The sequence below is a fragment of the Phytohabitans aurantiacus genome (assembly GCF_027923225.1).
Taxonomy (GTDB): domain Bacteria; phylum Actinomycetota; class Actinomycetes; order Mycobacteriales; family Micromonosporaceae; genus Phytohabitans; species Phytohabitans aurantiacus.
This window is the reverse complement of the sequence record NZ_BSDI01000016.1, coordinates 49,388-67,994: the sequence shown is the minus strand read 5'-3', so window position 1 is coordinate 67,994 and position 18,607 is coordinate 49,388. Positions and strand designations below refer to the sequence as shown.

General features: G+C 72.3%; 16 protein-coding genes. 13 read left to right on the top strand and 3 right to left on the bottom strand.

Going from position 1 to position 18,607, the window contains the following annotated elements:
• Positions 1-147 precede the first annotated feature (147 nt).
• From QMG73_RS18455 to QMG73_RS18430, 6 genes are all read left to right on the top strand, one after another.
• Positions 148-1,809 (top strand): Wzz/FepE/Etk N-terminal domain-containing protein, encoded by a 1,662-nt coding sequence (locus QMG73_RS18455; protein ID WP_281897220.1) that lies wholly within the window; start codon positions 148-150, stop codon positions 1,807-1,809.
• Positions 1,806-3,140 carry an O-antigen ligase family protein gene (locus QMG73_RS18450; protein ID WP_281897218.1) on the top strand — a complete coding sequence of 445 codons (1,335 nt, stop codon included), beginning with the start codon at positions 1,806-1,808 and terminating at the stop codon, positions 3,138-3,140. The genes QMG73_RS18455 and QMG73_RS18450 overlap by 4 nt, the downstream gene beginning before the upstream one ends.
• Positions 3,137-4,375 (top strand): hypothetical protein, encoded by a 1,239-nt coding sequence (locus QMG73_RS18445; RefSeq protein WP_281897215.1) that lies wholly within the window; start codon positions 3,137-3,139, stop codon positions 4,373-4,375. Before QMG73_RS18450 ends, QMG73_RS18445 begins: the two co-directional genes overlap by 4 nt.
• Complete coding sequence (locus tag QMG73_RS18440; RefSeq protein WP_407676821.1) at positions 4,372-5,253, top strand: sulfotransferase domain-containing protein; 882 nt, start codon at positions 4,372-4,374, stop codon at positions 5,251-5,253. Before QMG73_RS18445 ends, QMG73_RS18440 begins: the two co-directional genes overlap by 4 nt.
• A 77-nt stretch (positions 5,254-5,330) precedes the next feature.
• A complete protein-coding gene (locus QMG73_RS18435; protein ID WP_281897213.1) occupies positions 5,331-6,755 on the top strand; it encodes a lipopolysaccharide biosynthesis protein in 1,425 nt (474 codons plus the stop codon).
• Positions 6,752-7,723, top strand: coding sequence for a glycosyl hydrolase (locus QMG73_RS18430; RefSeq protein WP_281897211.1), 972 nt, complete (start codon positions 6,752-6,754; stop codon positions 7,721-7,723). Before QMG73_RS18435 ends, QMG73_RS18430 begins: the two co-directional genes overlap by 4 nt.
• A gap of 789 nt (positions 7,724-8,512) precedes the next feature.
• Here QMG73_RS18430 and QMG73_RS18425 read toward each other — a convergent pair.
• Positions 8,513-9,283 (bottom strand): WecB/TagA/CpsF family glycosyltransferase, encoded by a 771-nt coding sequence (locus QMG73_RS18425; RefSeq protein WP_281897210.1) that lies wholly within the window; start codon positions 9,281-9,283, stop codon positions 8,513-8,515.
• A 58-nt stretch (positions 9,284-9,341) separates the two neighbouring features.
• On the opposite strand from QMG73_RS18425, the gene QMG73_RS18420 reads away from it, so the two are divergent.
• On the top strand, positions 9,342-10,277 hold the full coding sequence (locus QMG73_RS18420; RefSeq protein WP_281897209.1) for a sulfotransferase: 936 nt from the start codon (positions 9,342-9,344) through the stop codon (positions 10,275-10,277).
• On the top strand, positions 10,274-11,179 hold the full coding sequence (locus QMG73_RS18415; protein ID WP_281897208.1) for a glycosyltransferase family 2 protein: 906 nt from the start codon (positions 10,274-10,276) through the stop codon (positions 11,177-11,179). The genes QMG73_RS18420 and QMG73_RS18415 overlap by 4 nt, the downstream gene beginning before the upstream one ends.
• On the opposite strand, the gene QMG73_RS18410 is transcribed toward QMG73_RS18415, so the two are convergent.
• Complete coding sequence (locus QMG73_RS18410) at positions 11,176-12,192, bottom strand: S-adenosylmethionine:tRNA ribosyltransferase-isomerase (RefSeq protein ID WP_281897206.1); 1,017 nt, start codon at positions 12,190-12,192, stop codon at positions 11,176-11,178. The genes QMG73_RS18415 and QMG73_RS18410 overlap by 4 nt on opposite strands.
• A complete protein-coding gene (locus QMG73_RS18405; protein ID WP_281897203.1) occupies positions 12,189-12,881 on the bottom strand; it encodes an SDR family NAD(P)-dependent oxidoreductase in 693 nt (230 codons plus the stop codon). The genes QMG73_RS18410 and QMG73_RS18405 overlap by 4 nt, the downstream gene beginning before the upstream one ends.
• Before the next feature lie 115 nt (positions 12,882-12,996).
• Between QMG73_RS18405 and QMG73_RS18400 the strand changes: the two genes are divergently transcribed.
• From QMG73_RS18400 to galT, 5 genes are read left to right on the top strand one after another with little or no spacing between them, the layout of a single operon-like run.
• Positions 12,997-14,124 carry a GAF domain-containing sensor histidine kinase gene (locus QMG73_RS18400; protein WP_281897201.1) on the top strand — a complete coding sequence of 376 codons (1,128 nt, stop codon included), beginning with the start codon at positions 12,997-12,999 and terminating at the stop codon, positions 14,122-14,124.
• Positions 14,117-14,743 carry a response regulator gene (locus QMG73_RS18395; protein ID WP_281897198.1) on the top strand — a complete coding sequence of 209 codons (627 nt, stop codon included), beginning with the start codon at positions 14,117-14,119 and terminating at the stop codon, positions 14,741-14,743. The genes QMG73_RS18400 and QMG73_RS18395 overlap by 8 nt, the downstream gene beginning before the upstream one ends.
• Before the next feature lie 60 nt (positions 14,744-14,803).
• Positions 14,804-16,771, top strand: a complete 1,968-nt coding sequence (locus QMG73_RS18390; protein WP_281897196.1) for a beta-galactosidase — start codon at positions 14,804-14,806, stop codon at positions 16,769-16,771.
• Positions 16,771-17,541: a DeoR/GlpR family DNA-binding transcription regulator gene (locus QMG73_RS18385; RefSeq protein ID WP_281897194.1), complete on the top strand. Its 771-nt coding sequence runs from the start codon at positions 16,771-16,773 to the stop codon at positions 17,539-17,541. Before QMG73_RS18390 ends, QMG73_RS18385 begins: the two co-directional genes overlap by 1 nt.
• The gene (gene galT / locus QMG73_RS18380) at positions 17,538-18,602 is read left to right on the top strand and encodes a galactose-1-phosphate uridylyltransferase (protein ID WP_281897193.1); all 1,065 of its coding nucleotides are present in this window, start codon (positions 17,538-17,540) and stop codon (positions 18,600-18,602) included. Before QMG73_RS18385 ends, galT begins: the two co-directional genes overlap by 4 nt.
• The last annotated feature ends 5 nt before the right edge of the window (positions 18,603-18,607 follow it).

Below are 18,607 nucleotides of genomic sequence, written 5' to 3'. Positions count from 1 at the left end.
CCGATGCACTAGTGCCGGTTGGTGCTGAATATGCACTATAAAGCTTAAGTCCGTTTTGTGTGACCTGGTTTGGGAGTTACGTACCGGCCCAGCCGCCCGTTGACCCATTCAGATCCCCCAGCCCTCGCGAAAGGTCCCGCCCTCCCCATGGACGCCAGCCAAGCGGCACCGCGCCCGGCTCCGACCGACATTTCCGACTACTTCGTGATGCTGCGGCGGCACTGGTGGGTGTTATTCCTGCTGGTAGGCATCGGCATCGGCGGCGCGCTGCTCTACACCACGACCCAGCCGAAGCTCTACGAGTCGTCCACGTCGGTCCTGGTACAGCCGGCCGGGCAGGACACGAACGTCGTCGGTGGGCGGACCAAGGGCGACATCAACCTCGACACCGAGGCCCAGCTCGTGCGCTCCACCGCGGTAGCGGCCGGAGCCGCCGAGCTGATGCGCGCCACCACCGCCCCCGACGAGCTGGCCCGCAACGTCACCGTCGAGGTACCGGCCAACACCGCCGTCCTGGTGATCACGTACGGCGCGAGCGACCCGGCCGCCGCCCGCGCCGGCTCGCACGCGTTCGCCGAGGCGTACCTGCGCAACCGCGAGGAGAGCGCGAAGGCCGACATCGACGCGCAGATCGCGGCACTCAACGCCAAGGTCAAGCAGCTCAGCGGCTCGCTGACCCAGATCAACGGCCGGCTCGCCCGGCTGCCCGACAGCAACCCGCAGCGCCCCAACCTGGAGAGCCAGCGCTCGACCACCCAGAACCAGCTCAACAACCTCAGCGGCAAGCTGAACGACCTGACCACGGCAACGGTCACCGGCGGAAAGATCATCAGCGACGCCCGGCTGCCCGAGACGCCCAGCAAGCCGGACCGGATGCTCAACCTCGCGACCGGCGCCATGCTCGGCGTACTCCTCGGACTCGGGCTCGCCCTGGCCCGGGAGCGGCTGGACCGGCGGGTGCGCACCGCCGGCGACGTGGCCCGCCGCAGCCGGGTGCCGGTGCTCGCCGAGCTGGGCCAGGAGGAGGAGCCGCGGTTCGACGACGTCTTCCAGCCGTACGCCGCCGGCGGCCGCACCTTCAACCGCCTGCGCAACGAGGTCGTGGCGTCCCTCGGGCCGGACGACAAGGTGGTCGTCGTCGCCGGTGCCAGCCGCGGCATGGCGTCCACGCTGGTCGCCGCCAACCTGGCCGCCGCACTCGCCCGTACCGGCAGCGACGTGATCCTTGTCGGCGCGCACCAGCCGGACAGCGTGACCGACACGGCACCGCTCGCCTCGATCTTCGGGGTCGCGCCGACGCCCGGCCTCTCCGACGTGCTCGCCGGACGGGTGGGTCTCGCCGAGGCGGTACAGCCGGCGCCGCGGATCCCGTCGCTGCGGGTGGTCACCACCGGCGGTACCGCCAGCGCGGCGGGGCTCATGCAGTCGCAGGGACTGCGTGACGCGCTCGACCTGCTCAGCGCGCGGCCCGGGTACGTGGTGATCGAGGCGCCCTCCACCGCCAGCAGCGCCGACGCCCAGAGCCTCGCCAGCTTCGCCGACGCCGCGATCATCGCCGTCGAGCGGCGGCGTACCCGCCGGCCGGAGGTGACCGACGCGGCCGAGCAACTGCGGCGGGTCGGCACCCCGCTGCTGGGCGCCGTGGTGCTGCCCCGGCTCAACCTCGACCTCCAGAAGGACGTGCCAGCGATCGAACGCAAGCCCGCACGGGCGCTACCCGCGTCGCCGCCGCTCTCCGAGACCGAGGTGGACCTGTCCGCCGCCACCGCCGTGATCCGGGTACCCCCGCGCACCGGCCCCCGGAAGTGACGACCGCGCTCGCGGCCCGGCCGCGGACCGCCAGCCTCCCCGCGTGGCCGCTCGCCGGCCTGCTGCTGCTCTATCCACTGTGGTGGGCGCTGGGTCTTGGCGTACTCGGATTCGCGATCGTGGCGGTGCCGATGGCCGCCGCGCTGCTGCGGGCGCATCTCGCGGGGCGGCCGGTGCGCCTGCCACCCGGCTTCGGGCTGTGGGTCGTGTTCCTGGTGACCGTGGTCGTCGGTGTCACCGTCCTGGACGCCGAACCGGTCGGTGCGGTCGACGAGAGCGCCGGTGGGCGGCTGTTCGGGGTGGGCTTCCGGCTGGTCTGGTACGCCGCGCTGACCGTGATGCTCCTGTACGCCGGCAACCTCTCCGAGGCCGAGCTGTCGCGGGAGCGCCTGGTGCGGCTGCTGGCGTGGCTGTTCGCCGTGACCGTCGCGGGTGGGCTGCTGGGCGTGTTCGCCGGCCACTTCGAGTTCACGTCGCCGGTCGAGTTGCTGCTGCCGCACGGGGTACGCCAGAAGGGGTTCGTGCGATCGCTCGTGCACCCGTACGCAGCGCAGATCATGGACGTGGTCCGCGACTCCCATCCGCGTCCCGCGGCACCGTGGGGGTACACGAACACCTGGGGCAACAACTTCTGCCTGCTGGTCGTGTGGTTCGCGGCGTGGGCGTGGGGGTACGCCAAGGAGCGCCGGGCGCGCGTGCTGGCGGTGGCCTGCATCGCGGTGTCGGTCGTACCGGTGGTGCACTCGCTCAACCGTGGACTGTGGATCGGACTGGGCGTCGCGGCCGTGTACGCGGCGGTCCGGCTCGCGTTCGCCGGCCGGCTCTGGGCGATCGGCGCGCTGGCCCTCGCCGGTGTGGCCGTGGCCGGCGCCCTGGTGGCCACCCCCCTCGGCACCGTGGTCACCGCCCGCCTCGACGACGGCAAGTCCAACGGCGTCCGCTCGTTCCTGATGGAGCGGGCAGTCAGCGGGATGGCTGAGTCACCGGTCATCGGCTTCGGCTCGACACGGGACACGATGGGCGGCCGGAACTCCATCACGGTGGGCGAGAGCGCCGAGTGCGAGCGCTGCGGCAACTTCACGATCGGTGGCAACGGCCAGTTCTGGCAGCTCATCTTCGCGCACGGGATCGTGGGCACGGCCGGATATCTGGGCTTCTTCGGGTACGGGCTGTGGCGGTTCCGGCGGGACCGCAGCGCGATCGGCATCGCGGGCGGGTGCGCACTGTTCGGCACGTTCGCCGCGATGCTCTGGTACAACGCGCTTGTCACACCCCTCGCCTTCATGTTCTTGGCCTATGCGCTCCTGTGGAGGAACGAGGATCTGCGATGAGTCCAGTTAAGACCGCGCCGGCCAGCCTGAAGGTTGGCGACGCCGCGCTGCGGGCGCAGTACCTGCAAGAGGTGCTCGGCCTGCTCTATCCGGAACCGTGCACGACGACCCGGGGCGCCCGCACGCCGCTGGTCACCGAGTACGTGGTCGTGCCCGACGCGCGCCGCCCGCGCCTGCTGGTGCCGACCCGCAACCGCCGGATCGCCGCCGCGGCGGTGCGCCGGTACGCCGAACCGCAGTCGCGGGTGGCCCGGTGGAAGCGGGACGCCGTCGTGGCCGCCCTGCGCACGCCGGGTGCCTCGGCGGTGCTGCTGCGCCACCGGGTACGGGTGTGCGGCGACGCCGGCGACACGATCGACGGGTACCTGCGCGACGCGCTCGGCACCGACCTGGCCATCAGCGTCCACATCGGACCGGCACGGGCCAACCGCAAGCCGGTGCTGCAACTCATCGCGCCGGACGGCGAGACACTCGGCTTCGCCAAGATGGGCACCGGGCCGCTGACCCGCCGGCTGGTGCGCGCCGAGACCACCGCGCTCAACGCGCTGTCCCACGTGGGGTTGCGCGACCTGACCGTACCGAAGGTGCTGCACGCCGGGCAGTGGCGCGGCCACCAGGTACTGGTGCAGTCCGCCCTGCCGGTGTGGCGGCCCCGGGCCGCGCTCGCGCCGGACCGGCTGGTCGACGCGATGCGTGAGGTCTCCGGCTGCTGCGGCACCTCCCGAAGCTGGCTGGCCACCAGCCCGTACTGGGCGGAGCTGCGCGAGCGGCTGGACGCCGTGTCGGACCGGCCGGAGGGAGCCACGCTGCGTACGGCGGCACGGTCGCTCGTCGATCGGACCAGCGACGTCGACCTGCGGTACGGCGCGTGGCACGGCGACTGGGCACCGTGGAACATGGCGACGCTCGCCGACACGCTGCTCGTGTGGGACTGGGAACGGTTCACCACGGGCACGCCGCTCGGCTTCGACGCCGTGCACTACGAGCTCCAGCGCCGCATCCAGTCCACATCGGACGCCGGTGCGGCCGTGGAGGCGACGCTCAAGCTGGCGCCGGGGCTGCTGCGCCCGTTCGAGGTCACCGGCCACGCGGCCGGCATCACCGCCCTGCTGTACCTGGTCGACCTGGCCACCAGATACCTCGCCGACCGGCAGGCCGAGGCGGGCGCCCGGTTGGGCGTTCTCGGCACCTGGCTGCTGCCGGTCCTCATCCGCCGCGTGGAGGCGCTTTCATGATCAATTCTAGCCGGGTGCCCGCGCCGGTCAAGCGCGCCGTCCACTTCGGATCACGCTCGTACGGCCGGATCACCGCGCCGGCCCGGATGCTGCCGTCGTTTCTGATCTGCGGCGGCCAGCGCTGCGGCACCACATCGCTGTACCGGGCGCTCGCCGCGCACCCGGTGGTGCTCAAAGCCGTGCTGCACAAGGGCGTGCACTACTTCGACACGTCGTATCACCGGGGACCGGCCTGGTACCGGGCGCACTTCCCGCTGCAGCGCACGGCTCTGAAGGCGTCGCAGCGGTACGGGGCGCCGGCACAGACCTTCGAGTCCAGCCCGTACTACCTGTACCACCCGCAGGCGGCCGCCCGGATCGCCCGCGACCTGCCCGGCGTGCGGCTCATCGCCCTGGTCCGCGATCCCGTGGAGCGGGCGTACTCGCACCACGCGCACGAGCTGGCGCGCGGCTTCGAGTCGGAGACGTCGTTCGGGCGGGCGCTGGCGCTGGAGCCGGCACGGCTGCGCGGGCAGGAGGAGCGGCTGCGCGCCGAGCCCCGGTACTACAGCTTCGCCCACCAGCACCACGGGTACCGGGCGCGCGGCGAGTACGCCCGGTACCTCGCTGAGATGGCCGCGCACGTGGAGCGCGAACGGATCCTGGTGGTCGAGAGCGAGCGGTTCTTCGCGACGCCCGCCACGGTGTACGCGGAGGTGCTGGACTTCCTGGGCCTGCCGCATCTGGGCGATCCGCCGTTCCTGAAGCACAACGCGCGCCCGCGCGGCGCCGCGATGGACACCTGCGTGCGCCGCGAGCTGACCGCCCACTTCGCCGACCACGACGAGGCCCTGTCCGAGTGGCTCGGTCACGCTCCAACATGGACCACCGCCCGGTGATCAGGGCGTCCCGGAAGTCCCCGCCCACCTCCCCGACCACGGCACTTGAGGGACGCCCTGATCACGAGAAGCGGCGGGTGGCTCGCGGAGGGCTCGCCGGCATCGCCGGTGCCGGTGCCGCAGGCGCTTCCGGAGTCCTCGTGGCGTGGCTCGTCGCGCGGGTACTGGGTGCCGAGGGCGCGGGAGCGTTCTTCGCGGCCACCGCCGGGTTCGTGCTCGCCGGGGCGGTCGCGAAGCTCGGTACGCAGACCGGGCTCGTGTACTGGGTGGCGAGGCTACGGGCGCAGGACAGGGGACACCTGCTCGGCGCGTGCCTGCGGATCGGTCTCACGCCGGTCACCGCCGCGTCGACCGCGCTCGCCCTGGTGCTGTGGTTCGCCGCCCCGACGCCGCTCGACTGGCTCGCGCTCTTCCTCCCGCTCGCCACGCTCTCCGACACGATGCTGGCCGCCACCCGCGGGTACGCGATGATCCGGCCGACGGTGCTGCTGGAGCGGATCTGCCGGCCGGCGATGCAGCTCGCGGCGGTCGCCGGGCTGGCCGTGGCGGGTGTCCGGTCGCCCGGCGCCTACGCGGTCGCCTGGGTCGCGCCGTACATCCCCGTCGCGCTGCTGGCCGGGTACGCCCTGCGCGGCGCGTATCAGAGCGGGTCGACGAAACGGGCCGGGCACCGGGCGATGAGCGCGCTGCGGGCACAGTTCTGGCGGTTCACCGGGCCGCGCGCGCTCGCCAGCGTCGCGCAGCAGGCGCTGCAGCGGGTCGACGTGCTGCTGGTCGCCAGCCTCGGCGGGCTCGCCGCGGCGGCCACGTACGCGGTGGCGGGGCGCTTCGTCGTACTTGGACAGTTCGCCAACCAGGGCATCACCCAGAGCGTGCAACCCCGGCTCGCCGAGGCGCTGGCCAGGAACGAACGGGATACCGCCAACGCCTTGTACCAGACGGCCACCGGCTGGCTCGTGCTGCTCACCTGGCCCCTGTACCTGCTCGTCAGCACGTACGCGCCGGTCTACCTTGGACTGTTCGGCCCGGAGTACGCGGCCGGCGGGCCGGTCGTCGTGGTACTCGCCAGCGCGATGCTTGTCGCCACCGGCTGCGGCATGGTCGACGTCGTACTGTCGATGGCCGGCCGCACCCGCTGGAACCTCGCCAACGTCACCGCGGCGCTCGCCGCCATGGTGGCACTCGACCTGGTGCTGATCCCGCACTTCGGCGCGGTCGGGGCGGCCGCCGGGCTCGCGGTCGCGGTGCTGATCAACAACATCGCGCCGCTGGTCCAGGTTGGACGGTCGGTCGGGCTGCACCCCTTCGGCACGGGAACGATGGTGGCCAGCGGACTGGCGGTGGGGTGCTTCGGCGTACTCCCACATGCTGTAGCGGCGACGGCTGGCACCGGCCCGGCGGCGCTGATCGGCGCGCTGGCCGCGGCGATCCTGCTCTATGCCTATGGTGCCTATCGGCTGCGCGGTGTGCTGGCGCTGGACGCCCTGCGGGCCAAGCGGTGAGGCGCCTCGTCGCGCTGGTCGCCGCGCTCGCGCTCGCGGGCTGCGGCGGCACCGAGCCGCGGCCCGCTCCCGAGCCGGCGCCGTCGGTCGTGGCGACCGATCCCGGGCCGTTCCGCTCCGGCCCGGTCGCCGCGCCGCAGCGGGGTGCCCTCGTGGGCGCCTGGGTGCAGCCGGAGAGCTACCGCCAAGCGGGCCGGCTCGTCGCGATGGACGACCTCCAGCAACGCCTCGGGCGGCGGCTGGACATCGTCAACACGTACCGGCGGTTCGACCAGGAGTTCGGCACCGAGTCCGACGAGGAGTTCCTCCGGCAGGGCCAGACGATCATGTTGAGCTGGGCGTCCGGCGACACCCGCTCGATCACGTCGGGGCGGCACGACGCCCTGATCCGTGCGCAGGCTCGCCGGGTGCGGGCGGCGCGAGTGCCGATCCTGCTGCGCTTCCGCTGGGAGATGGACCGGCCGAACCTGCGCGCGACGATGTGGTCGGCGGCCGACTTCGTGGCGGCGTGGCGGCACGTCCGGCAGATCTTCGACGAGGAGCGGGCGCGCAACGCGTCGTGGGTGTGGTGCCCGACGGCCGAAGGGTTCGCGCGGGGCGACGCGCCGGACTTCTACCCTGGCGACGACGCCGTCGACTGGACCTGCGTCGACGTGTACGCCGCGAGCGACTTCCGGCCGCTGCGCGAGCTGATGGCGCCCTTCCTGCGGTGGGCGGCGGAGCGGCCCAAGCCGATCATCGTCGGGGAGTATGGTGTCGCGCGGGAGTGGGGCTCGGCGGCGCGGGCGGCGTGGCTGCGCGACGCGGCGGCCCTCTTCAAGGCGAACCCGCAGATCAAGGCGGTGTCCTACTTCGAGTCCGATCCCGAGGGCAACACGGGACCGAAGCAGCAGTTCCGCCTCGCGGACGACCCGTCGGCCTTCGCCGAGTTCCGGGCGATGGCCCAGGACCGCTACTTTCGGCCCTGATCCTCTCCCCTGGCGCCGCCGCCCGCCCGTGACGGCGTGTCGCCACACCCCGCACGCCTCCCGCCTCCCGCCTCCCGCGCGCCTCCCGCCTCCCGCGCGCCTCCCGCCTCGCGCCTCCCGCCTCGCGCCTCGCGCCGATCAAGGGCGAATGCACGTGGTTGGATCTCTATTTCCGCGCGCGTCGGCCCCAGGCCGGCCCGGCACGGCGTGTCGCCACGCCGCTTCCGTCGATCAAGGGCAAACGCACGTGGTTGGATCGCTTTTCCGCGTGCATTCGCCCTTGATCCATGCAAATGCCCTTGATCGGCGCGCACCGCGCACCGCGCACCGCGCAGGGCGCACCGCGCAGGGCGCGGCGACGCGTGCGCTCGCCACGCTGATCTTGCACTTGTCATGGCGGAATGCCCGGAATGGGACATGACCAGTGCAAGATCGGCGAGAAGGAGGGGTGGGAGCGCCGCCGCGTGACGCGGGCGGCGGTGGCCGCGCGAACCGCAGCGCCCGAACGGCGCCGATCAAGGAAAAGCGCAACGATCAAGGGCGAATGCACGCGGAAAAGCGATCCAACCGCGTGCGTTCGGCCTTGATCGGCGCAGAGGGGGTGGCGACACGGCGTGTCGCCGGGTGCGCAGCGAAATCCCCTGTCCGAGCGCCCATGAGGCGACAAGATCAGGGATTTGAGCGTGACTGGCGCGGAGGGTGAGGCTGCGGGAGCAACGGCCTGCGCCACGACGGGCGTCGCGGTAGCTCAGATCATGGGTTGGATCAGGTCTTCGTTGGAATAGGTCGTTAGCGGCCGGCGGCTTTGGAGGCGAGTAGGCGTAGGGCGTACGGGGCGTCGTGGCGCAGGTAGCGGCCGGCCAGCCGGCGTGGCTCGTTGCTCAGCCGGTGTGCCCACTCCAACCCGGAACGCTGCATCCACCGTGGCGCCCGCTCCTGGTCACCGGTGACGAAGTTGACCGCCGCACCGCACCCGAGGAACCACGTGAACGGCAGTTCCGGGCGCAGCAGCGAGATCAGCCACTCCTGCTTGGGAAAGCCGATACCCACGTACACGAGGTCGGGCTTGGCCTCGATCACCTCGCCGCACACCGAGGAGAGCGCGTACCAGTCCCGCTCGAACCCGTAGTCGGGGCTGCGCCAGCCGGCTATGCGCAGGCCGGGGGACGCGGCGGCCAGTTCGGCGGCGGCCCGCCCGGCGCCGTCGATGAACCCCGGATCGGCCGGCTCGCCGCCCAGCACGTAGACCGACCGGCCGTCCTGGCCGAGGCCGGCGGAGAGCGACCAGATCAGGTCGGAGCCGGCCACGCGTTCGGGCAGGGGCGTGCCGGCGAGCTTGCTCGCCCATACCAGCGGCGCGCCGTCGGCGACCACCACCGTGGCGTCGTCGAGATAGTCGCGCACCTCCGGGTCGGTACCCGCCTGCCGCAGGATGTCGACGTTGGGCGTGACGATCCGGCCGCCCTCACCCCGGTCCAGCGCCTCCCGGACCCGCGCGACGACCTCGCCTTCGGTGAGGGCGTCGATCTCGATGCCATCCAACACTATTCGCTCGGACATACCGGTCCTAGTCCTTGATCGTTCGTTATATGGACAGAACGAGCGAAGGTGGAGAAAAGTGGCACGGGTGCTGTATATCGGCGGGTTGGGCCGCAGCGGGACCACGCTGATCGAGCGCCTGCTAGGCGAACTTCCCGGGATGTGCGCGTTGGGCGAGGTCGTGCACCTCTGGCAGCGCGACATCCGCGACGACGAACGGTGCGGCTGCGGGGCGGCGTTCTCGGCGTGCGACTTCTGGGACGCGGTCGGCGAGCGGGCGTTCGGCGGTTGGCATCAGGTCGACGTGTACCGGGTCCTCGCCCTGCGGGAGACCGTCGAACGTACCCGCCACATCCCCCGGCTGGCCGCTGCTCGGCTGCCCGAGGACCACGTCGAGCTGATCGAGGAGTACGCCGGCTACTACTCCGCGATCTACGAGGCGGCGGCCACGGTGTCGGGGGCCAGCGTGGTCATCGACTCTTCCAAGCACAGCGCGCTCGCGCACTGCCTGCGCTGGTCCCGCGCGCTCGACCTGCGCGTCGTGCACGTGGTCCGGGACGCGCGCGGCGTCGCGTACTCGTGGACCAAGACCGTGGCGCGGCCCGAGGCCGGTGGCGGCGCCGAGATGACCCGGTACTCCCCCGCCCGCTCGGCGATGCTGTGGAACGCGCACAACGCGGCGTTCGGCCTGCTCTCGCGGCGAGGCGTGCCGGTGCGCCGGGTGCGGTACGAGCACTTCGTCGCCGACCCGCGCCGCGGGCTTCAGGAGCTGGCCGGGTTCGCCGGGCTGGACGTGTCGACCGCCGACCTCGACTTCGTCACCGAGGAGCACGCCGAGCTCAAGCCGGTGCACAGCGCCGCCGGCAACCCGATGCGCTTCACCGTGGGCCAGGTACCGCTGCGCCGCGACGACACCTGGCGCAGCGCGCTGCCGACGAGCCAGCGCAGGCTGGTGGGCGCCGTGTGCGCGCCGCTGCTGCGCGCCTACGGGTACCCGTTGAGGTCGAGCCGATGACACCCTCTGTCGGCGTCGTCATCCCGACCCGCAACCGCCCGAAGCTGCTGCGCCGCGCCCTTTCGAGCGTCCGGGACCAGAACTATCCGGGTCGGCTGCGCGTCGTCGTGGTACACGACCAGTCCGAGCCGGACTACCTGCTCTCCACCACCGAAGGCGTACCGGTGCTCGTCGCCGCGAACTGGCGTACGCCCGGCCTCGCCGGTGCCCGCAACACCGGCATCCTGGCCCTGGACACCGATCTCGTGGCGTTCTGCGACGACGACGACCAGTGGGCGCCCGACAAGCTGCGGCACCAGGTCGCGGCGCTCGGCGATGGCGAGTTTGCGACGTGTGCGATCGAGGTGGAGTACAACGGGCGGCACACGCCGCGCCTCGCCGGCTGCGACGCGGTGACCGTGGACCACCTCGCCCGCTCGCGGATGTCGATGCTGCACTCGTCGAGCTTCCTCATCCGGCGGAGCGCGCTGGTCGACTCCGCGCGGCTCGGCCTGGTCGCGGAGGATGCGCCGGGCAGCCAGAACGAGGACTGGGACCTGCTGCTGCGCGCCGCGCGGCGGTCGCCCATCACGCATGTCGACCAGCCGCTGGTACGGGTGCTGTGGGGGCGGTCCTCGCATTACGCGTACGAGTACGCCACGAAGATCTCGTCGCTGCGCTGGATGATGGCTCGGCACCCGGAGATCCGCGGCTGCCCGCCCGGCGCCGCTCGGGTCTACGGCCAGCTGGCCTGCTGGTCGGCGGCCACCGGCAACCGCTCGGCCGCCTGGCGCTGGACGCGGGAGGCGGTGCGCGCCAACTGGCGGGAGCCGCGGGCCGCCATCGCACTGGCCGCGATGACGGGCACGGTAAAGGTGGAAAACGTCTTGAACGCCCTCCACAAGAGGGGCAGGGGAATCTAGGGGAGGATCAGGTTGGTGTCGCCGAACTCGTGCCACAGGTAGCGGGATCGGAGTGCTTCCTCGTACATCGCGTCGAGCAGCGGGCTGCCGGCGATCGTCTCCAGCAGGTCCAGGTGCGAGGCGCGCGGCTCGTGGAAGCCGGTCAGCAGGCCGTCGACCACGCGCACCCCATGATCCACCGTCACCACGAGATCGGTCCAGCCGCTGGACGCGCGCGGTACCCCGTCCGCGCCGACCGCGCTCTCCAGCGCGCGTACGGCGGTCGTGCCGACCGCGATGATCCGGCGACCCGCCGCGCGCGCCTCGGCCACCACGCGCGCGGTCGTCGCGGAGACGTCGAACCACTCCGGGTACGGGCGTTCGTGCGCCTCGGGTGACGCGACGCCGGCGTGTAGGAGTACCGGTGCGATCAGCACGCCCGCCGCGACCAGCCGGGTCACGAGGTGCTCGCTGAAGGGGCGCGCGGCACTGGGCATCTCCGCGCTGCCCGGCTCGGTGGCGAACACGGTCTGGTAGTACGGGAGTGGCCAGGGGCGGGGCACGTAGGAGTACCGGATCGGCTGGCCGTACCGGCGCAGGAACGCCGTCACCGAGCCGCCGCCACTGTCCACTGTGGCTCGCCACAGCCGGTCCCGCGAGTACCGCTCCCGCAAGGTGACCGCCCCGCCGCCGGGCAACGGCAGTCGTTGCCCGGCGACGCCCCCGTGGTACGGCTTGCTGGCCTTGCCGTCCGTGCTGCGCAGCTCGACCAGCCACTCGCCGCCCGCCAAGCCGGTGGAGAAGTGCACGGCCAATCCGGCACCCACGACCTGTACCGCCGCCGGGAGCGTGCCGGAGGTGTTGACCACGAGCACGTCGCCGGCCCGCAGCACGTCCGGCAGGTCCGTGAACCGGTGATGGCTGATCGCACCGGTGGACACCTCGCCGACGAGCAGCCGTACGCCGTCGCGGGCCAGCCCGCGCGCCTCCGGCGGCTCGTGCGCCTCCAGGTCGGTGGGGAGCGTGAACCTCACAGGTCCGCCGGGGTGAACAGATCAGCCAGCTTTATCCGCCCCGACGGTGGCCGGTCCGCGAGCAGTCTGAGGAACGCGGGCACCACCGTGGCGGGTTCCGGGCGGTCGCTGATGTCTTCGCCGGGGAACGCCTGCTGGTGCATCCGGGTGCGCAGGTCGCCCGGGTCGACCCACCACACGCGCAGCGCCGGCTCTTCAGCGGCCAGCACCCGGCTCGCCTGCTCGACGGCCGCCTTCGCCGAGCCGTAGCCGCCCCAGCCGGTGTACCCCTCGACCGCCGCGTCGGAGGTGACGTTGACGATGGCGCCCTTGTGTACCCGCAGGCCCGGCAGGGCGAGCTGGGTGAGCGCGAGCGGCGCCACGACGTTGACCTCGTAGACCTCGCGCAGGGCGTCGAGCGGGTAGTCGGCGAGCGCCGGCTGCGGGCTCGGCCCGAGGATGCCGGCGTTGTTGACCAGGAGGTCCGCGCCTCCGATCCGGTGTGCGGCCTCGACCAGCGCGGCCCGGTGCGCCGGGTCGGTGACGTCGCCGGCCAGCGCGGTCACGTCGTGCGGGATGCCAGCGGCCGCCTCGGCCAGCGCGTCGGCGTCGCGGCCGTCGATGACCAGGCGCCATCCCTGCGCCGCGAGCCCGTGTGCGAGCGCCAACCCAAGCCCTCGGGAAGCCCCGGTGATGATTGCTCCAGCCATGTCAACGACGCTATGGCGGCCCGCGGGGCCCGCCATCGGGCCACGGACGGGCGCCGCCTAGGTCTTTAGCCCTAGGACCACGTACGCGGATCTTCACGGTGGGTAGCGTGGAGGCGTGCGCGATCGGGACGAGCTGCGCGAGGTCAGCGCCGCGGTGCTGGCGGTCACCGCCCATCTGTCGGTGCGCGAGGTGCTACAGACGATCCTCACCTCGGCGCGCCGGCTGCTCGACGCGCGGTACGCCGCGCTGGGCGTGCCGGACCGCAGCGGCGGCTTCGGTGAGTTCCTCGCCGACGGCCTCACCGACGAGCAGTGGCGCGCGATCGGCCCGCCACCCAAGCAGCACGGGGTACTCGGGCAGATGCTGTGCTCGCCGGAAGCGGTGCGGCTGGCCGACATCCGGACCCATCCGCAGTTCGGCTGGTGGCCGCGGGCCCACCCGGAGCTGACCGACTTCCTCGGCATGCCGATCGTGGACGGCGACGAGATCCTGGGCGAGATCTTCCTCGCCAACAAGCAGTCACCGGGCGGGTTCACGGCCGAAGACGAGGAGCTGCTGCGCCTGCTGGCCGGGCACGCGGCGATCGCGATCGTCAACGCGCGCCTGTACGAGCGCAGCCGCGAACTGTCCATCATGGAGGAACGCAACCGGATCGCGCGGGAGCTGCACGACGCGGTCACCCAGAAGCTCTTCAGCCTGCGGCTGACGGCGGAGGCGGCCGCCACCGTCGTGGAGCGCGATCCGGCGCGGGGCGCGGCGCAGCTCGCGACGGTACGCCAGCTCGCCGCCGAAGCCGTGGAGGAGCTGCACGCCGTCCTGATCGGCCTGCGCCCGGTCGACCTGGCCGGCGACGGGCTCGACGCGGCGCTGCGCAAGCAGGCGGACCTGCTGGATCGGGTGCACAAGGCGACCGTCACGTTCACGGGTACGCCGGTGCCGAGGCTCACCGCCGCGCGGGAGGAGACGGTGTACCGCATCGCGCAGGAGGCGCTGCACAACGCCCTCCGGCACGGCGAGCCCACCACGGTGTCGGTGGACTTGGCCGCTCGGGACGGGCGCGTCGTCCTGACGGTCGCCGACGACGGCCGCGGATTCGACCCGGGCGCCCGGGCGCAGGCCGCGCGCAGGCTCGGGCTCGCGTCGATGCGGGAGCGCGCGTCGGCCGCCGGCGGCAGCCTTCGCGTCAGGTCAGCACCGGGCTCGGGTACCACCGTGCGGCTGGAGGTGCCCGCCGGTGAGTGAGCCGATCCGGGTACTGGTGGTCGACGATCACCCCGTGGTCCGGCAGGGACTGCGGACGTTCCTCGACGTGCAGGACGGCATCCAGGTGGTGGGCGAGGCGTCCGACGGCGCCACGTGCGTGTCACAGGTCGAACGGCTGCGCCCCGACGTCGTGCTCCTCGACCTGCGCATGCCGGGAGTCGACGGCACCGAGGCGCTGCGGCGTGTCCGGGCGCTCCCCGATCCGCCGAAGGTGCTGGTCGTCACCAGCTTCACCGAGCCGTCGGCGGTACTGCCAGCCGTGCGAGCCGGCGCCGCCGGGTACGTGTACAAGGACGTGGACCCGTCCGCGCTGGCGGCCGCGATCCGGGCGGTACACGCCGGGCACGTGCTGCTGCACCCGGATGTCGTCCGGCTCCTCGCCGCCGGCGACGCACCGGCCCGCGAGCCGGCCCTGACCGCGCGGGAGCGGGAGGTACTGGCCGAGGTGGCGCGCGGCCGGTCCAACCGCGAGATCGCCCGTTCGCTGTCGCTCTCCGAGAAGACCGTGAAGACGCACGTGAGCGCAATCCTGGGCAAGCTGGACGTTCAGGACCGCACGCAGGCCGCCCTGTACGCCGTCCGCGCCGGCCTCGTCTAGAAGGGCTCACGTGCGGTACTGTTCGGGTCTGTTGGATTTAGTGCGGTGTGAGGAGAGCTGGTGGCGCTCCACTACGGCGGGGACTACAACCCCGAGCAGTGGCCCGAAGAGGTCTGGGCCGACGATCTCGCCCTCATGCGCGAGGCCGGGGTCAACCTGGTCAGCGTCGGCATCTTCTCCTGGGCATGGCTGGAGCCGGCCGAGGGGCGGTACGAGTTCGACCGCCTCGACCGCATCATCGACGGGCTGCACCGCAGTGGCGTACAGGTCAGCCTCGCCACCCCCACCGCCTCCCCGCCCGCCTGGTTCTCGCACGCGCACCCGGAGGCGATGCCCGTCGAGCGGGACGGGCGCCGGCTCACGTACGGCAGCCGCCAGACGTTCTGCCCCAGCTCCCCGGTGTACCGGCAGGCCGCCATCCGGATGACCGAGCAGCTCGCCCGGCGGTACCACGACCACCCGGCGATCGCGATGTGGCACGTGCACAACGAGTACGCCTGCGCCAACGCCCACTGCTACTGCGACGTGACCGCCGAGGCGTTCCGCGGCTGGCTGCGCGCCAGGTATCAGAGTCTCGACGGGCTGAACGATGCCTGGGGCACGGCGTTCTGGTCGCAGACGTACACCGACTGGGCCCAGGTGCAGCCGCCACGCGCCACCACCACGTCGTCCAACCCCTGCCAGGTGCTGGACTTCAAGCGGTTCAGCTCCGACGAGCACCTGGCCAACTTCATCGCCGAGCGCGACCTGATCCAGAAGCTCTCACCCGGCGTGACCATCACTACCAACCTGATGGCGTCGTCCTGCTTCAACCTCGACTACTGGGCCTGGGGGCGGGAGCTGACCGGCCCCGACCGGCTCGCGTCGAACGACCACTACCTGCTCGCCGACGACCCTCGCGAGGGGCCGGCGCAGGTGGCGTTCGCCGCCGACTTCACGCGTTCGCTGGCCGGTGGCGCGCCGTGGCTGCTCATGGAGCACTCCACGAGCGCGGTCAACTGGCAGCCGCACAACCTGGCCAAGGCGCCGCGCCAGCTGATCCGCGACAGCCTCGGGCACGTCGCGCGCGGCTCCGAGGGCGCGCTGTTCTTCCAGTGGCGGGCCAGCCGTGCCGGCTCGGAGAAGTGGCACTCGGCGATGGTGCCGCACGCCGGCACCGACTCGAAGGTCTGGCGCGAGGTGGTGACGCTCGGCGGGCACCTGGCCAAGCTGTCCGAAGTGGAGGGTTCGCGTACGGTCGCCGACGTGGCCGTGCTGCTGGACTACTCCAGCGCGTGGGCGCAGGAGGCGGAGAACCAGCCCAGCACCGCCATGGTCGCGTTCGCGGAGATCACTCGCTGGCACGCGGCGCTGTGGCGCGCCGGCATCACGGCCGACGTGGCGCAGCCCGGCGCCGACCTGTCCGGGTACCGGCTCGTGGTGGCGCCTTCCCTGTACGCGGTCACCGACAACGACGCCGCCAACATGCGCTCCTATGTGGAGGGTGGCGGCACGCTCGTCGTCGGACCGTACAGCGGGCTGGTGGACGAGTACGACAAGGTGCGGCCGGCGCCGCTGCCGGGGGCGTTCTCGGAGCTGCTGGGCGTGCGGGTCGAGGAGTTCTACCCGCTGCGCCCCGGCGACGAGGTGCGGCTCGATGACGGTACAGCTGGAGCCGTGTGGACGGAGGCCATGCACGCCGACGGCGCCGACGTGGTCGCACGCTACGCGGACGGCCCGGTGGCCGGCGGCCCCGCCGTCACCAGGCGCGGCGCCGCCTGGTACCTCAGCACGCGCCTCACCGACCCCGCGTTGGGCGCGCTGCTCGCCTCGGTGGCGGCCCAGGCCGGCGCCGCGCCGGCGCATCCGGTGCCGTCCGATGTGGAGGCCGTGCGTCGCCGGCACGCCGACGGCCGCTCGTACCTCTTCCTCTTCAACCACGGCGACGCGGTCGCGACGGTCGACGCGACCGGCACCGACCTGCTCACCGGCGCACCGTGGGCGGGCCGGCTCGACGCCGGATCCGTCGCCGTTCTCCGGGAGGGCTGATGCTGGCACCGCAGCGTCAGGCCGCCATCCTCGACCGCGTCCGGGCCACCGGCGGCGTGCGGGTCACCGATCTCGCCACCGAGTTCGGTGTCTCGGACATGACGATCCGCCGCGACCTGGAGGCGCTCGCCGACCGCGGCCTGCTCGCCAAGGTGCACGGCGGAGCCACGTCGATGCAGCCGGGCTCCACCGACGAGCCCGGCTTCGCGGCGAAGTCGATCCGGCAGCAGGCGGAGAAGGCCGGTATCGCCGCCCGAGCCGCCGAACTCGTCACGCCGGGCATCGCGATCGCGCTGTCGGCGGGCACCACGACGGCCGAGCTGGCTCGGCGGCTCACCGACGTGGCCGGGTTGACCGTGGTGACGAACTCGATCCCGGTCGCCGATATCTTCTACCGCTCGGGCCGGCCCGACCAGACCGTCGTGCTCACCGGCGGAGTGCGCACGCCGTCCGACGCTCTCGTCGGCCCGGTCGCCGTCGGCGCCATCCGCACGCTCCACCTCGATGTGCTCTTCCTCGGCGTGCACGGGATGAGCGAACGCGCCGGCTTCACCACCCCGAACCTCATGGAGGCGGACACCAACCGCGCCCTCGTCGGCGCGGCCGAACGCCTCGTGGTCCTGGCCGACCACACCAAGTGGGGCACGGTGGGCATCTCCTCGATGGCCGCACTGGAGGAGGCGCACACGGTGGTGACCGACGCCGGCCTGCCCGACGCGGGCCAAGCAATCCTGACCGAACATGTCGCGGAACTGGTGATCGTCTCATGAAGAGGCTGCCGACCACGCTGGCCGACGGGCGCCAGCTCATCTACTTCGACGAGCGGGACGACGCGGTACGCGACACGACCGACCGTCGCGACCTGCCCCCGCCGCCACCGGCGTCGCAGTTGCGGTACGACGCGCTGGTCGACGAGTGGGTGGCGATCGCGGCACACCGGCAGACCCGCACCCACCTGCCGCCCAGCGACGAGTGTCCACTGTGTCCGTCGCGGGGCGACCGGCTGACCGAGATCCCGTCGTCCGAGTACGACGTGGTGGTCTTCGAGAACAGGTTCCCGTCGTTCAGCGACCGGCCGGTCGAGCTGCCGCCGGACATCGTGGCGCGGCCGGCGGAGGGTCGGTGCGAGGTCGTGTGCTTCACGTCCGACCACAACGCCTCGTTCGCCAGCCTGCCACCGTCGCGGGTGCGCACCGTGCTGGAGGCTCAGATCGACCGCACGGTCGAGCTGTCGGCGCTGCCGGGCGTCGAGCAGGTCTTCTGCTTCGAGAACCGGGGCGTGGAGATCGGCGTGACCCTGCACCACCCGCACGGCCAGATCTACGCGTACCCCTTCGTCACCCCGCGGACCCGCTCGATGCTCGCCGCGGCCGGCGACCGCTGCGTGTACGCCGACATGCTCGCCGCCGAACGCGCCACGGGTACCCGGGTAGTCGCCGCCAACGAGCACTGGACGGCGTTCGTGCCGGTGGCCGCCCGCTGGCCGTTCGAGGTGCACATCGCGCCGCACCGCCAGGTACCCGACCTGCCCGCGCTCGACGACGCCGAGCGCGACGCCTTCGGCCCCCTGTACCTCGACGTGCTCCGCCGCTTCGACGGGCTCTTCGGCACCCCGATGCCGTACATCTCCGCCTGGCACCAGGCGCCGGTGCGGGTCGGGCGCGACGTCAGCTACCTGCACCTCCAGATCTTCAGCATCCGGCGCGCCGCCAACAAGCTGAAGTACCTGGCCGGCTCCGAGTCGGCGATGGGTGTCTTCATCAACGACGTCGTACCCGAGGAAGCCGCCGAGATGCTGCGTTCTCTGGAAGGTGTCGCACCCGGGGCCTAGATTGA

Coding starts and splice junctions, on each gene's coding strand:
- QMG73_RS18455 (WP_281897220.1), top strand. CDS start 148: ATGGACGCCAGCCAAGCGGCACCGCGCCCGGCTCCGACCGACATTTCC.
- QMG73_RS18445 (WP_281897215.1), top strand. CDS start 3,137: ATGAGTCCAGTTAAGACCGCGCCGGCCAGCCTGAAGGTTGGCGACGCC.
- QMG73_RS18440 (WP_407676821.1), top strand. CDS start 4,372: ATGATCAATTCTAGCCGGGTGCCCGCGCCGGTCAAGCGCGCCGTCCAC.
- QMG73_RS18425 (WP_281897210.1), bottom strand. CDS start 9,283: ATGTCCGAGCGAATAGTGTTGGATGGCATCGAGATCGACGCCCTCACC.
- QMG73_RS18415 (WP_281897208.1), top strand. CDS start 10,274: ATGACACCCTCTGTCGGCGTCGTCATCCCGACCCGCAACCGCCCGAAG.
- QMG73_RS18405 (WP_281897203.1), bottom strand. CDS start 12,881: ATGGCTGGAGCAATCATCACCGGGGCTTCCCGAGGGCTTGGGTTGGCG.
- QMG73_RS18385 (WP_281897194.1), top strand. CDS start 16,771: ATGCTGGCACCGCAGCGTCAGGCCGCCATCCTCGACCGCGTCCGGGCC.
- galT (WP_281897193.1), top strand. CDS start 17,538: ATGAAGAGGCTGCCGACCACGCTGGCCGACGGGCGCCAGCTCATCTAC.